The sequence below is a fragment of the Rhodococcus olei genome (assembly GCF_039540555.1).
GTDB classification, from domain to species: domain Bacteria; phylum Actinomycetota; class Actinomycetes; order Mycobacteriales; family Mycobacteriaceae; genus Rhodococcus_G; species Rhodococcus_G olei.
The window spans coordinates 78,043-91,047 of record NZ_BAABFB010000063.1 but is presented as its reverse complement, the minus strand read 5'-3'; the positions used below and the strand labels follow the sequence as shown (position 1 = coordinate 91,047).

At 72.5% G+C, this 13,005-nt stretch carries 13 protein-coding genes; 6 read left to right on the top strand and 7 right to left on the bottom strand.

The genetic code is table 11. The features are described from left to right. Window positions 1-31: 31 nt before the first annotated feature. Window positions 32-820, bottom strand: a complete 789-nt coding sequence (locus tag ABD951_RS20510) for an SDR family oxidoreductase (protein WP_345349365.1) — start codon at window positions 818-820, stop codon at window positions 32-34. Between the two features lie 46 nt (window positions 821-866). Here ABD951_RS20510 and ABD951_RS20505 point away from each other — a divergent pair, with 46 nt between their 5' ends. Next, a complete protein-coding gene (locus ABD951_RS20505; RefSeq protein ID WP_345349362.1) occupies window positions 867-1,313 on the top strand; it encodes a hypothetical protein in 447 nt (148 codons plus the stop codon). Window positions 1,314-1,324: 11 nt separating this feature from the next. Here the strand turns inward: ABD951_RS20505 and ABD951_RS20500 are convergent, their stop codons facing one another. Next, window positions 1,325-2,005 (bottom strand): lysoplasmalogenase family protein, encoded by a 681-nt coding sequence (locus ABD951_RS20500; protein WP_345349359.1) that lies wholly within the window; start codon window positions 2,003-2,005, stop codon window positions 1,325-1,327. 67 nt (window positions 2,006-2,072) lie between these two features. On the opposite strand from ABD951_RS20500, the gene ABD951_RS20495 reads away from it, so the two are divergent. Together ABD951_RS20495 and ABD951_RS20490 are read left to right on the top strand one after the other, a co-directional pair. Next, entirely contained in the window at window positions 2,073-2,960 is an 888-nt protein-coding gene (locus tag ABD951_RS20495) for an LLM class F420-dependent oxidoreductase (RefSeq protein WP_345349356.1), read from the top strand. A 36-nt stretch (window positions 2,961-2,996) separates the two neighbouring features. Continuing rightward, a complete protein-coding gene (locus ABD951_RS20490; RefSeq protein WP_345349352.1) occupies window positions 2,997-3,599 on the top strand; it encodes a phosphoribosylanthranilate isomerase in 603 nt (200 codons plus the stop codon). Window positions 3,600-3,601: 2 nt separating this feature from the next. Here the strand turns inward: ABD951_RS20490 and ABD951_RS20485 are convergent, their stop codons facing one another. The 3 genes from ABD951_RS20485 to ABD951_RS20475 are packed head-to-tail and all read right to left on the bottom strand — an operon-like array spanning window position 3,602 to window position 7,712. Beyond that, window positions 3,602-5,587 (bottom strand): serine/threonine-protein kinase, encoded by a 1,986-nt coding sequence (locus tag ABD951_RS20485; protein ID WP_345349349.1) that lies wholly within the window; start codon window positions 5,585-5,587, stop codon window positions 3,602-3,604. Next, window positions 5,584-6,408 (bottom strand): hypothetical protein, encoded by an 825-nt coding sequence (locus tag ABD951_RS20480; RefSeq protein ID WP_345349346.1) that lies wholly within the window; start codon window positions 6,406-6,408, stop codon window positions 5,584-5,586. The genes ABD951_RS20485 and ABD951_RS20480 overlap by 4 nt, the downstream gene beginning before the upstream one ends. After that, window positions 6,405-7,712: a hypothetical protein gene (locus ABD951_RS20475; protein WP_345349343.1), complete on the bottom strand. Its 1,308-nt coding sequence runs from the start codon at window positions 7,710-7,712 to the stop codon at window positions 6,405-6,407. The genes ABD951_RS20480 and ABD951_RS20475 overlap by 4 nt, the downstream gene beginning before the upstream one ends. 334 nt (window positions 7,713-8,046) lie before the next feature. On the opposite strand from ABD951_RS20475, the gene ABD951_RS20470 reads away from it, so the two are divergent. Genes ABD951_RS20470 through ABD951_RS20460 form a run of 3 tightly spaced genes read left to right on the top strand, consistent with a single transcriptional unit; the run spans window position 8,047 to window position 10,528 of the window. Further along, window positions 8,047-8,682 carry an FHA domain-containing protein gene (locus ABD951_RS20470; protein ID WP_345349340.1) on the top strand — a complete coding sequence of 212 codons (636 nt, stop codon included), beginning with the start codon at window positions 8,047-8,049 and terminating at the stop codon, window positions 8,680-8,682. Window positions 8,683-8,737: 55 nt separating this feature from the next. After that, window positions 8,738-9,229 carry a MarR family winged helix-turn-helix transcriptional regulator gene (locus ABD951_RS20465; protein WP_345349337.1) on the top strand — a complete coding sequence of 164 codons (492 nt, stop codon included), beginning with the start codon at window positions 8,738-8,740 and terminating at the stop codon, window positions 9,227-9,229. A 45-nt stretch (window positions 9,230-9,274) separates the two neighbouring features. Then, the gene (locus ABD951_RS20460; protein ID WP_345349334.1) at window positions 9,275-10,528 is read left to right on the top strand and encodes an MFS transporter; all 1,254 of its coding nucleotides are present in this window, start codon (window positions 9,275-9,277) and stop codon (window positions 10,526-10,528) included. 85 nt (window positions 10,529-10,613) lie between these two features. Here the strand turns inward: ABD951_RS20460 and galK are convergent, their stop codons facing one another. Together galK and galT are read right to left on the bottom strand one after the other, a co-directional pair. Further along, window positions 10,614-11,801, bottom strand: a complete 1,188-nt coding sequence (gene galK, locus ABD951_RS20455; protein WP_345349331.1) for a galactokinase — start codon at window positions 11,799-11,801, stop codon at window positions 10,614-10,616. Beyond that, window positions 11,798-12,925, bottom strand: a complete 1,128-nt coding sequence (gene galT, locus ABD951_RS20450) for a galactose-1-phosphate uridylyltransferase (RefSeq protein WP_345349578.1) — start codon at window positions 12,923-12,925, stop codon at window positions 11,798-11,800. The genes galK and galT overlap by 4 nt, the downstream gene beginning before the upstream one ends. Window positions 12,926-13,005: the final 80 nt, after the last annotated feature.

Here is a 13,005-nt window from a genome sequence, read left to right as displayed (position 1 = left end):
GAGCCTCGTCGTGCGCGCACGAAACCGGCCGTCAGGTGTGGGTGATCCGGCGGTTGAGGGCCCGCATGAGCCAGGCCGGGGCGAACCGGGAGCCGAGCAGCATCGCCCGGGTCTGCCTGCCGACCGGGTGGTGCACCTTCGGCAGCAGCCGTCGCGGGCGTCGCACCGCCGACACGATTTCCGCGGCGACGTCGTCGGCAGTCAGCCGGATACCGAGCGTGGCGACGGCACCGGTGTCCATGTCGTCGGTCATCGCGGTCCGCACGAACAGCGGCCAGATCGCGAGCACCCGGATGTCCTGTGCGCGCCACTCGAGTTCGAGCGCCTCGGTCAGCCCGCGGATCGCGAACTTGGTGGCACTGTAGGTCGCCAACTCGGGCTGCCCGTAGATCGCCGACGCCGAGCACAGATTCACGACCACCGAATCCGGTGTCGCGGCGAGGAGTTCGTGGGCGGCGAGGCACCCCGCCACGACACCGCCGACGTTGACGTCGACCATCGCCCGGTGGGCGCGGGCGTCGATCGACTCGAACCGTCCCGACGACAGCACACCCGCATTGTTGACGAGCACGTCGAGCCGCCGACCGGACACCGCCGCGAACTCGGCGAGCCGATCCCGCCACTGACCGGAGTCGGTGACGTCGAGGATCCCGGTGTGCACGGTTCCGCCGGCCGCCCCGATCCGGTCCGCGAGGCTCGCGAGCCCCGTCTCGTCGATGTCGAACGCCCCGACGAGGTAACCGTCGCGGGCGAAGCGCTCCGCCGTCGCACGCCCGATTCCCGCCGCCGCACCGGTGATCACCACCGCAGGTCTGGTCATGCCCGCAGCGTAGGACGCGGGCCTACGCTGGGGGTGGAGGTCGACGATGTTCCACGCACGCATCGTGCGGACCGTGCTCGCGATCACGGCCGGGTACCTGCTGGCCCTCGGTCTGTGGCTGGGGTGGCTGGTACCCCGCACCCCACCGGCGACGGTCCCGTTCCAGGTCTGCGGGCTGCTGGCGGCGTTCGGGATGGCGCTCGGTCTCGGCATGATCTGGGCGGACCGGCCGACGCGCGCGGACCGCAAGATCGAGCGCAACGGCCTGGAGGGCTGGGCGACGATCGACAGCGCGCGGCGGCTCGCCGTGACCCCCGACCACGGACACCTCACGTCGCTGCACCTGCAGCTGACGGTGCCCGGAGAGGAGTCGTACGCGGGCAGCGTCGTCTACGAGATCCCCGAGGGAATGGACGAGCGGTTCACGCCGGGCGAGGTGGTGTCGATTCGCGTCGACCCGCACAACCGCGACCGCATCGTCCTGTGCCCGTAGGCCGTCGACGCCTACTCGGTCATGCCCTCGACGAGCAGGGCCTGCGCGGCGGCGTAGCTGGCGAGGACGACACCCTCGACCAGCCGCCGGCCCGCCTGTGAACGAACGAACAACCGGCGCACCACGATCAACGCGTCGGAGCCGGTGAACAGCAGTCCGCCGAGGCCGATCCGACTGCGCGGGTCGGTGTTCGGGACGACCGTGCCCGCGACGACGCGGGCGCCGGGCGCGAGCGCCGGGTCCGCGGACAGGGTGGACGTGGTACCCAGGACCGCGCCGTATCCGGTGAGGGTCGGGGCGACGCGACGGGCCCGCGCCCGCAGCAGTCCGGACGCACCGATCCACCCGAGCAGCCGCGGTACCAGCGCGGGAACGGTCGGGCGGGCACCGCGTCGGGCGAGGACCGCCGAGTACCCGAGCTGCATGACCGCGAACGAGCGGGCGCCGTTCATCAGCCGGGTGTCGTCGTCGGGGTCGATCATGAACACGTCGCCGACGGTCGCCGCCGCCAGCGACCCGAGCAGCAGGCCGGTGTCGACGGCGTCCACGTTGCCGCGCCGGCGCAGCACCCGCGCCGCCAGGGCCGGCGCGATCAACGGCTTCGCGACCAGCTGCAACCTCTCGTTCTCGGTGACCGCCCCGACGACCGTGGCCGCGGTCGCGCCGAGGAACACCGCGTGTTCGAACTTCATCCCCACCTCCGGATTTCCTGTGTCTGCGGGCGAGCGTATCGGCTCGGATCGTGCGACGATCACGACTGTGCGCCTGGGGTTGCATGCACTGGGTATCGGGACCGGTGCCCGCCGCGCGGTGATCGACGCGGTCGCGGTCGCCGCGGAGAACCACGGTGTCGCGACACTGTGGGCCGGCGAACACGTGGTGATGGTCGATCCCGCGACGAACACCGGGAGGCCCGCCTCCCGCTACCCGTACTCCGCGGACGGCCGGATCGCGGTGCCTGCGGACGCCGACTGGCTCGACCCGATGATCGGGCTCAGTTTCGCGGCCGCGGTGACGCGCACGATCCGGCTCGCGACCGGGGTGCTGCTGGTCGCCGAGCACAACCCGGTGGTGCTCGCGAAGCAGGCCGCGACCCTCGACGTCCTGAGCGGCGGCCGGTTGACCCTCGGGGTCGGCATCGGCTGGTCACGGGAGGAGTTCGAGGCGCTCGGCGTTCCGTTCGCGCGGCGCGCCGACCGCGCCGTCGAGTACGTGGCCGCGATGCGGACGCTGTGGCACGACGATCCGGCGACGTTCGACGGCGAGTTCGCCCGATTCGACGCGGTCCGCGTCAATCCGAAACCGGCGGGCCGGGTACCGGTGTTCCTCGGCGGCAACAGCGACGCGGCACTGCGTCGGGTCGCGACGGTCGGGGACGGCTGGTACGGCTTCAACCTGGCCGGTGTCGACGCGATCGCCGAACGCACCGGCCGGCTTCGCGAACTCTGCCGGGAAGTCGGCCGCGACGGCGCCGAGCCGACGGTCGCGGTGGCGCCGGCCCGGCCCGATGTCCGCGACGTCGACGCGCTCGCCGCGGCCGGGGTCGACGAGCTGGTCCTGGTCGAAGCGCCGCCCGGCGAGCCGGCGGCCGCGTCCCGGTGGGTCGCGCAACTCGCCGACCGCTGGATGCCTGCACTGCGCGGGTGAATATCCTGGGTCGCCGACACCGGCGGGAGGCAAACGATGACGTTCATCAAGATGTGCGGGTTGCGGGACGAGGCGACCGTGGACCTGGCGGTCGGGCTCGGCGTGGACGCCATCGGATTCGTGTTCGCGGTCAGCCCGCGGCAGGTGACGCCGGAGCAGGCGGCGCGGCTGCGGTCGCGGGTTCCGGACGGCACGCTCGCGGTCGGGGTGTGCGTCGGGATGGGCCTCGACGAGATCGTCGCGGCGGCGCGTGCCGCGGGACTGGATCACGTGCAGGTGCACGACCTGAGGTCCGCGGCGGACGTGGCGGCGCTGCACGACGCGGGACTGTCGGTGATCCGCGCCGTCAACACCGGCGGCGTCGCCGACATCGCCGACGACTTCGGCGCGGATCTGCTGCTCGTGGACGGCGCGGTCGCGGGAGCCGGGGTGACGTGGGACTGGCGGGACCGCAGCGCGCTGCCGTCGGGCCGGTGGATTCTGGCCGGCGGACTGACCCCGGACAACGTCGCGCGTGCGGTCGCGACGTCCGGCGCCTGGGGCGTCGACGTGTCGAGCGGCATCGAATCCAGCCGCGGAGTCAAGGATCCCGCGCTGATGACGGCGTTCGCGGCCGCGGTCCGCTCCGGCGACAGCTGAGCTCAGGCGACCGGCACCCGCCGCCCGGCGCGGACGGCTCGCCGGTAGCGGCGCAGCCGGCCCATCCGCTCGGCGCCGATCGCGGCGGCGAGTCCGGCGCCCGCGGCGAGCCCCGCGGACACGATCACGGTGGCGACGGTGGGCTGCCTGCCGAGCAGAACCCAGGACGCCGCGACGACGCCGACACCCGCGAGCGCGGACACCACCGGCGTTCCGGCCATCGCGGAGATCCGGGCGCGGCCCCGGCGCAGGGAACGCAGGAACGACTCGACGTAGGCGAACGCGAACAGCAGCACCGCGGCGGTGGCGACCGCGACCGCGGTCGTGATCGCCCGCTGCGTGGTCCGGACCGGGAAACTCCACGACTGGGTGGACTGCCCGCCCTGGCTCAGCGCGACCTCCCCGGTCAGGTCTCCGGCAACGAGGTAGCCTCCGCCGAGCGCCGGGACCGTCGCCACCGCGGGAGCACCCGGGATCAGCGGCGCACTGCGGCGCGCGACCGGAATCCCGAGGACGCTCAGCGTGACGGTGGCGGTGTCGCCCGCCACGGGCGCCGCCACGGTCACCGGCGCGGTCGCGGCCAGGTCCAGTGGGACGGGGTCGACGACGGCCGGATCCGCTCCGGCGACGGTCACCGCCCCCGGCGGTGGCGGCGAGACCGCCGGCGATCCGAGCCCCACGACCGCGACCAGCAGCGCGAGCACGGCCAACCCCACGGACACCAGCACCGGCACCTTCGCCGGGGGGACGGTGAACACGGACCGCACCGGCACCAGGTCGGTGTTCGCGACGTCGACGAGCCGGGCACCGCGGGTGTGCACGGTGATCGACGGTCGCACCGTCCTCCCGGCGGTCGCGGGCCCGGCCGGTGCGGTCGGCCCGGGGGCGGCGCGGGTGTCGGCGGGGCCGCCGGCGGCCGTGGACCGCGCGGTGACCGTGTCCCCGGCCGGCGCGGAGGGCGCGGTCGGCTGTGCGGTTGCGGCCTCGGCTTCCCGGCAGGCTCCGCCGTGCGGCCGGGTCATCGGCAGCGGCGGCTCCTCGTCACCCGACGGTGTCGGTCCCGCCACGCGGCCGAGACCGGCCGCGGTCACGATCGAATCCGCCCCCATCACCGGGATCCCCTCCGCGGCAAGCCATCCCGGACCCCACCGTCCGGTGGACGCACCGGCGAGCGCGATCCCGAACTCCTCGGCGGTGGCGTACCGGGCGCCCGGGTCGGTGGCCAGTCCCCGCATCACGACCTCGGCGATCGAGTCCGGCACCAGCGGTGCCGCCTCGCGCAGCGGTGTCGGATCGTCGAACGCGTGCATGAACAGCACCGCCATCGCGGAGTCGCCGGCGGGGAAGGGCAGCGCTCCCGACAGGAGCTCGTACAGCATCGTCGCCAACGCGTACACGTCCGTGGCGGGGGACAATTCGTTTCCCCGCGCCTGTTCCGGGGCGATGTACGACGGGGTGCCGAGAACGTCTCCGGTGCGGGTCGCGAGGGTCTCGTCGCCGCCGACCACCTTCGCGATGCCGAAGTCCGTCACCTTCACCGCGCCGGACGCCGCGAACATCAGGTTTTCCGGTTTGACGTCCCGGTGCAGGATCCCGTGGTGGTGTGCGGCGGTCAGACCGGCGGCTCCGGCCAGCGCGACCGCGACCGCGGAGTGCGCGTTGAACCCGACCGTGGTGAACCGGCTCCACACGGTCCCGCCGGGCAGCAGTTCCATCACCAGCAGGCACAGCCCGTCGTGTTCGACGAAGTCGTACACCGGCACCACGTGGGGATGGTCGAGCGAGGCGAGCAGGCGACCCTCGGCGGTGAACCGGCGTCGGACACCGGGGTCGGCCGCGAACGCCGGCGGCAGTTGTTTGATCGCGACGGGCCGATCGAGCACCCGATGTCGGCCGGACAGCACCACACCCCAGCCGCCCCGCCCGATCTCCCCGCCGACGTCGTAGGCGGGCAACGACTCTCGCACAAGATCCAGGTCGGAGGTCACGGCTGCTCCCGTCCCGTGTGCGGCCCGGTGCCGAGGTCGGCGTCCTCCGCGTCCTCGAGCGCCATCTCCTCCTCGTCCTCCTCGTCCTCCTCGGCGACCGGTGTCGGGGTGAAGTAGCCGACCAGGAAGAACCCGATCGCGAAGCCGGCGGCGACGAGGAGCCACTTGTCGGCGGTCGGCACCCAGACCCGCACCGCGGACAGGGTGAACACCAGCACCAGGCCGATGCCGACACCCGGTGTCAGGAAACGCATTCCGCGCCGCCATCGATTCGCCGGCAGGCGATGCCGGGCCAACGCGAGCGCGGTGTCGACGATGGCGAGCACGGTCAGCACCGCGATCGCGAGCCCGAACAGTCCGTACACCGACACCAGCGACCCGCGCACGTCGATGACGGTCGGGAGGTCGGCGATGTCGGCGCCGCCGTCCCCGAGCACTCGCAGGGAGCCGTTGATCAGACCGGTCGCCTGCCCGTCCAGCCCGGACAGGTCGAGGGCGTACGCAATGGTCTGCGTCGCTCCGGGAGCGACGGTGACGGCGACCGAGGTGTGGTACTCGAAGAAGCTCAACCCGAGGACGTGACCGGTCAGGTCGGTCGCCGCGACGTTCAGCGGTTCCGCGGATCCGTTGGTCAGCGTGATGCTCACCCGCGCTTCGGTGTTCGGATCCAACCGGACCGGGTTGTCCTGGCCGGCGCCGGCGACGTCCTGGCCGTTGATCGTCGCCGACATCTGCACACCCTCGACCGCCGCGGTCGCCGGGGCCTGGAATCCGAGCGCGGCGAGGATCACCACCAGGACTGCGAGCAGCGCGGGCCTCATCGTGACTCCACCGGCAGCAGTCGACGCCGGTACACCAGCAGTCCGACCAGGAGGAAGAACACGATCACGACCGCGGTCGACGTCGCGCCGCCGGAGCGGCTGACCAGAACCACGTCGAGCGGCGCGTTCCGAATCGCTCCACCGCAGTCCGCGGACACCTGGTAGCGACCGGTGTCCACCGACCCGGCCGACAGCGGCGCCTGGAACGCCCCCTTCTCGTCGGCGGTGACGGTACCGGCCGGTGCACCTCCGAAGGTCATCCGGACCGGTCTCCCGGGTGGGCATCCGGCACCGGCGACCGTGAGGCCGGCGCCGGGTTGCGCTGCGGGCGCGCTGAGCACCAGGCCGTTCGCCGCAGGCGGGACGGTCGGGTCCGGGACCGGGAGGGCGGCGGGGGTGCCCGGAGCCGGTGGGCCCGGGATCGCCGTCCCGTTCGCGGGCCGGCCGGCCGGGGGCGGCGGACACGTCGCCGGGTCCGCGGGGCAGGCCGTGCCCGCCACCGGCGGCGGACAGGTCGGTGGGCAACCCTCGATGCCGCTGGTCGGTGGCGCGCACAGGGGTGGGCACGTGACGGTCTCGGTGACCGGCGGCACGCACTTCGCCGGGTCTTGCGGGCACTGCAGCTCGGGTGTGGACCCGCACCCGGGCAGCGATGAACCGAGCCGGCACGGGTCGCACAGGGCCGGGTTCGTCTCGCACGAGTCGGGGACGGTGCGCCCGTCGGTCTCCCCGCCTCTGCAGTAGTTGTTGTCCGCGTTGCAGATCGGCCCGGGGTCCGGGACCGTGGGCACCTCCCTGCCCTTGCAGTAGTTGGTCTCCGGCCCGCAGATCGGTCCGGGGTCCGGGACCGTGGGGGCCTCCCCACCCCTGCAGTAGTTGTTGTCCGCGTTGCAGATCGGCCCGGGATCCGGTGCCGGACAGTCCGGTGAGGTGCCCGGGACACAGAGCGAACGACCCTCGGAGCCTCCACGATCCGGCCCGGGGTCGGGCCGGTCGTGGGTGCCCGGCGAGTCGTAGGTGCCCGGCGAGTTCTGCGGCAGACCACCGCCGCCGGGCGCTCCGCCCTCGGGGACGATGCCGCCCGGTGGGAGGTCGCCGCCGGGAATGCCGCCGCCACCGGGGAGCCCCGGAACGAACGCCTGGGCCGGAGGGACCGGAATCGGCCCGAGTTGCCCCGGACCGGCCGCTTCACGAGCCCCGGCCTGGGGCGCGAGCACGGCGGGACCGGAGACGATCCAGATCGCTGCCATCAGTCCGAACACCGCGCCGAGCGCGCGCCACAGCCGGGTCCTTCGGGGCCTCATCCACCCCACCCCCTCAGCTCCGCGCTGTGTTGCTCCAGTGTGCCCCGCCCGATGTGCGGGATCAACAGCGTCGGACGGCGATTCCGGCATGCGGTGGCCATGATGCCCTCGGTTTCCGTTCTCTTCCTTCACCATTCGAGATCACACCCGAGCACGGTGCGACACCAGCGTGCACCGGGCGCATCACCGGGACCACCGCCCCTGGGGTGGAAATCGTTCACCCCTCACGACCCTGGCCCGACGCCCACCGCGGAACTAGACTGAGCCTGCCGAGGCGGTTCCGACCCGGAGGCACCTCGACGGCTGAAGAGTGTTCGCCGACGGATCCGATGCCATGAATCATCCCGTGCCGCACCATGAGTACCTCCCCTCACTCCGCTACACCGACCTCGAGGGCCGACCGCACGAGAGGGCGTTGCCGGAGGACAGGCCGCAACTCACGCTCGGCCGGGCACCCGAAGCCGACGTCGTCCTGCACTGGGACACGAACGTGTCCCGCCTGCACGCGACGATCGAGCGGATCGCCGCGCAGTGGACCATCGTCGACGACGGACTTTCCCGCAACGGCACATTCGTCAACGGCGAGCGGATCACCGGCCGGCGCCGGCTGCGGTCCGGCGATCACATCCGGGTGGGGTCGTCGGTGCTGACGTTCCGGTTCCCCGAGAACGTCAGCGGCGACATGACCGGCGTCGCCGACGCGATGCCGACCCGGACGTCACTGACCGAGGCGCAGCGCGCGGTGCTGCTCGAACTGTGCCGCCCGTACAAGCGCCCCACGACCTACGCCAACCCCGCATCCAACCAGCAGATCGCGGCCCGGCTGTTCCTGTCCGTCGAGACGGTGAAGACCCACCTGCGGGCACTGTTCGGAAAGTTCGCCGTCGAGGATCTCCCGCAGAACGCGAAGCGAGCGCGGCTCGTCGAGCGGGCGATGCAGAGCGGCGTGGTCACGGATCGGGACCTGTAGGAGCCGGCCCATCGGCCTGTTTACATACATAGTTTACCTATGCAATAATTGCCGGGTGGCAACGACCAACGACCCCGAGACGAGTGCCGATCCCCACACCGGAGACGACACCGACCCGCGGCTACGCGTCGTCCTCGCGGAACTGGTCACCAATGCGTCCCGCCTGACGCGCCTCGCGTCGTCGATCGCCGGCGGCGACCGGCCCCGGCCCTGGTTGCGCGCACTCTCCCTCCTCGAGGAGTACGGCGGGCTGCGGATCAGCGAGATCGCCCGCCTCGACAGCTCGTCCCAGCCGACCGCGACCGCGTTGGTCAAGCAACTCGTCGACGCGGGGCTGGTCCGGCGTCAGCGCGACCCCGACGACTCACGCGCCGTCGTGGTCGAGATGACCGAGTCGGGCCACCACTGGCTCGCCGCGGCGCGCGACGACATCGGCGCATCCCTCGCCGAGCGCATGCGGGACCTCGACGCCGAGCGGATCGCACGGCTGTCCCGCAGCCTCCACGACCTCCGCGAGTTCCTGAAGGACCCGAGAACCAGCGGCTAACGAAAAATTATCGACACCAACCTATTTCACGTAAAGGAGGTGACCGTGACCACCACCGCCACGGCCCCCACGACGACGGAGAGTTCCAGCCTCTTGCACCAGCCCAAGGCGGTGTGGGCGGTCGCGTTCGCGAGCGTCATCGCCTTCATGGGCATCGGCCTGGTCGATCCGATCCTCAAGCCCATCGGCGAGGAACTGCACGCCACCCCGTCGCAGGTGTCGCTGCTGTTCACCTCGTACATGCTCGTCACCGGTGTCGCGATGCTCGTCACCGGCGCCATCTCGAGCCGGATCGGGCCGAAGCGGACGTTGCTGACCGGCCTGGCGATCATCGTGGTCTTCGCGGCGCTCGCCGGCACGTCCGACACCGTCGGCGGCATCATCGGCTTCCGCGCCGGGTGGGGCCTGGGCAACGCCCTGTTCATCGCCACCGCACTCGCGACCATTGTCGGTGCCGCCTCCGGCGGGGTCGCGAAGGCGATCATCCTCTACGAGGCGGCGCTGGGCATCGGCATCGCGACCGGCCCGCTGGTCGGCGGCGTGCTCGGCAACATCAGCTGGCGCGGACCGTTCTTCGGTGTCGCGGTGCTGATGGCCGTCGCCTTCATCCTGATCGTGGTGATGCTCCCGGCCACCCCCGCCCCGAAGTCCGGCCACACCTCGCTGGCGGCACCGTTCCTGGCGCTGCGCCATCGCGGCCTGCTCACCGTCGCGATCACCGCGCTGCTGTACAACTACGGCTTCTTCACCCTGCTCGCCTACACCCCGTTCCCACTCGACATGGGCACGTACGCAATCGGTTTCATCTTCTTCGGATGGGGTGTGGCGTTGGCGGTGTCGTCGGTGTTCCTGGCGCCGCGACTGCAGCGCCGGTTCGGCACCCTGCCGATGATGATGCTGGCGCTCGCCCTGTTCGCGGCCGACCTCGCGGTGATGGCGATGTTCACCGAGAACAAGACCGTGCTGATCACGTGCGTCGTCCTCGCCGGACTCTTCCTCGGCGTCAACAACACGCTGATCACCGAGACGGTGATGATCTCCGCGCCGGTCGAGCGCTCCACCGCCTCCGCGGCGTACAGCTTCGTCCGGTTCGCAGGCGGCGCCGCGGCTCCGTGGCTGGCCGGCAAGCTCGGCGAGCACCACGCGAACCTGCCGTTCTGGGTCGGCGCGGTGTGCACCCTCGCCGCGGTCGCGGTGCTGGCCACCGGACGCCGGGTCCTGGCGCACATCGACGACCACGACCCCGCTCCGCACAGCATCGAGGAGGCCACCGCCCTCACGGTCGGCGACGCCGACTGACCCCCACCTCCACCGTTGAACGGGGGTTCCTGTGCCAATCCGGCGGGCCGGACGGCACAGGAACCCCCGTTCACTGCATCGGGACTCAGCGGAGACGCGTCGCGGGGCCGCCGGCGACGTCGACGCACAGGAAGGCGGGGGAGACGAGTCCGCGCGACCGGGCCGCCGACGACACCTCGCAGGCAACCCGATCGACGTCGGACGCCTCGACGAGCGCGATCGCGGAGCCGCCGAATCCGCCGCCGGTCATCCGGGCACCGTGCGCGCCCGCGCCCAGGGCGGCGGTGACGGCGCTGTCCAGCTCCGGGCACGACACGTCGAAGTCGTCCCGCAGCGACACGTGCGACGCCGTCAGCAGGGGTCCGATCTCACGGAACCGACCGGACGCCAACAGGATCTGTGCCTGCCGCACCCGTCCGATCTCGGTGACGACGTGCCGCGCGCGCCGCACCAGCTCGGGATCGTCCAGCACGGCGACGTCGACCCCCTGGTCCGCGGCGACCCGCAACGAGGACACCCCGAGCGAGGACGCCGCCGTCTCCACCGACGTCCGGCGTCGCGCGTACTGTCCGTCGACGAGCCGATGCGGGGCCCGGGTGTCGATCACGAGCAGCGCCATACCCCGCCCCGCCAGGTCGAACGGTACCGGCGCCACCGAATCGTCCGCGGAGTCGACGAGCAGGGCGTGACCGGCGGTGGCGCGCAACGAGATCGCCTGATCCATTCCCCCGGTGGGGGCGAGCGCGATCTCGTTCTCCGCGGCCACGCAGCACGACGCGAGGCGCGCCCGCCCGCGGTCGTCGGTGGGCAGACCCGCCAGGTCGGCGACGGCGAACGCCAGCGCACACTCGAGAGCGGCCGAACTCGACAGCCCGGCCCCGATCGGGACCGCGGACACGACGGCGACGTCGACTCCGAAGTCACTGCCCAGAAGACCGTCCCGGTGCATCGCCCACACGACCCCGGCCAGGTACGCGGCCCAGCCCGGCGGGTTCCCCGGGGCGACGTCGGCGACGGCGCCGTCCCAGGGCGCCAACCCCGACCGCACCCGCAGCCGCCCGTCCCCGCGGCGGCGGACCGCGACGGCGGTGCGGTGCGGCAGCGCGATCGGCAACGACAGCCCACCGGCGTAGTCGACGTGCTCGCCGATCAGGTTGACGCGGCCGGGTGCCGCCCACACGCCGTCGGGCTCGCCGCCGAACTCGGCGCGGTACAGCGCGGTCGCGGCGTCGGCCAGACCGGCATCGGAGAGCGCGGCGAGCCAGTCCGTCACGGCGTGCCCCGATCGGGTGCGACGGCCCGGAAGCGGGCCGCGATCGCCTCCGGGGTGGTGTCGGAGATCCAGGCACCCATCCCGGACTCGGAGCCGGCGAGAAACTTCATCCGATGTGGGGCCCGCATCAGGGAGAACACCTGCAGGTGCAGCCGACCCAGGCCGCGGTCGGCCCCGATCGGCGCCTGGTGCCACCCCGCGATGTACGGCAGCGCGGTCACGCCGTCGAAGTAGCGGTCCAGCCGGGTCAGGATGTCGCGGTACAGGGCGGCGAGTTCGTCGAGTTCGTCGTCGGTCAGCTCGGTCAGGTCCGGGACATCCCGATGCGGCGCCAGGTGCAGTTCGACCGGCCAGCGCGCCGCGGCCGGCACGTACGCGCTCCAGTGCTCGGCCTCGATCACCATCCGGGTGCCGGCGCGCCGTTCGGCGTCGAGGACGTCGCGCAGCAGCACCCGTCCGGTTCGCCGGTGGTGCGTGCGCGACTGCCGCAGCAGCGCCTCGGTGCGGGCAGGCAGTGCCGGGTAGGCGTAGATCTGGCCGTGCGGGTGCCGCAGCGTCACGCCGATCTCCTCGCCGCGGTTCTCGAAGCAGTACACCTGGGCGATCCCCGGGAGGGCGGACAGGGCCCGGGTCCGGTCGACCAGCGCGGCCAGCACGGTCCGCACCCGCGACACCGGCAGCTGCGCGAGCCCGCGGTCGTGGTCGCTGGTGAAGCACACCACCTCGCACCGGCCCGCCGCCGCCCGCTGCGGCCACAAAGCCTCACCGTCGACGTGTTCGGGCGAGGGCGGCTGCGCGCCGAGCGCGAAGGAGGGGAAACGGTTCTCGAAGACCGCGACGTCGTAGTCGTCGGCGGGGATCTCGGTGGCGGGCCGGCCCGGCCTGGTCGGGCACAGCGGGCACTCGTCGGGTGCGGGCAGGAAGGTGCGGCTGTTGCGGTGGGAGGCGAGGGCGACCCACTCCCCGGTCAACACGTCGTAGCGCATCGTCCCGGTGACGGCGACGGGGGCCGGGTCGCGGCTGTCGCGCAGTTCCCGGGTCGCGGTCCCGCCGACGTACGGCGCGGTGTCGTCGAAGTAGATCAGCTCCCGACCATCGGCGAGCGTGGTCGTCGTCTTGCGGATCGGCACCGGCCCACGATAGGCGGCTGCGCCGCCCGTGACCGACTTTCACCCCGGTGGGGATACACATCACTCACGGGCGG

Excerpts from the sequence above, each read along its gene's own strand:
- ABD951_RS20510 (WP_345349365.1), bottom strand. The coding sequence starts at position 820 with ATGACCAGACCTGCGGTGGTGATCACCGGTGCGGCGGCGGGAATCGGG.
- ABD951_RS20505 (WP_345349362.1), top strand. The coding sequence starts at position 867 with ATGTTCCACGCACGCATCGTGCGGACCGTGCTCGCGATCACGGCCGGG.
- ABD951_RS20500 (WP_345349359.1), bottom strand. The coding sequence starts at position 2,005 with ATGAAGTTCGAACACGCGGTGTTCCTCGGCGCGACCGCGGCCACGGTC.
- ABD951_RS20490 (WP_345349352.1), top strand. The coding sequence starts at position 2,997 with ATGACGTTCATCAAGATGTGCGGGTTGCGGGACGAGGCGACCGTGGAC.
- ABD951_RS20480 (WP_345349346.1), bottom strand. The coding sequence starts at position 6,408 with ATGAGGCCCGCGCTGCTCGCAGTCCTGGTGGTGATCCTCGCCGCGCTC.
- ABD951_RS20475 (WP_345349343.1), bottom strand. The coding sequence starts at position 7,712 with ATGAGGCCCCGAAGGACCCGGCTGTGGCGCGCGCTCGGCGCGGTGTTC.
- ABD951_RS20470 (WP_345349340.1), top strand. The coding sequence starts at position 8,047 with ATGAATCATCCCGTGCCGCACCATGAGTACCTCCCCTCACTCCGCTAC.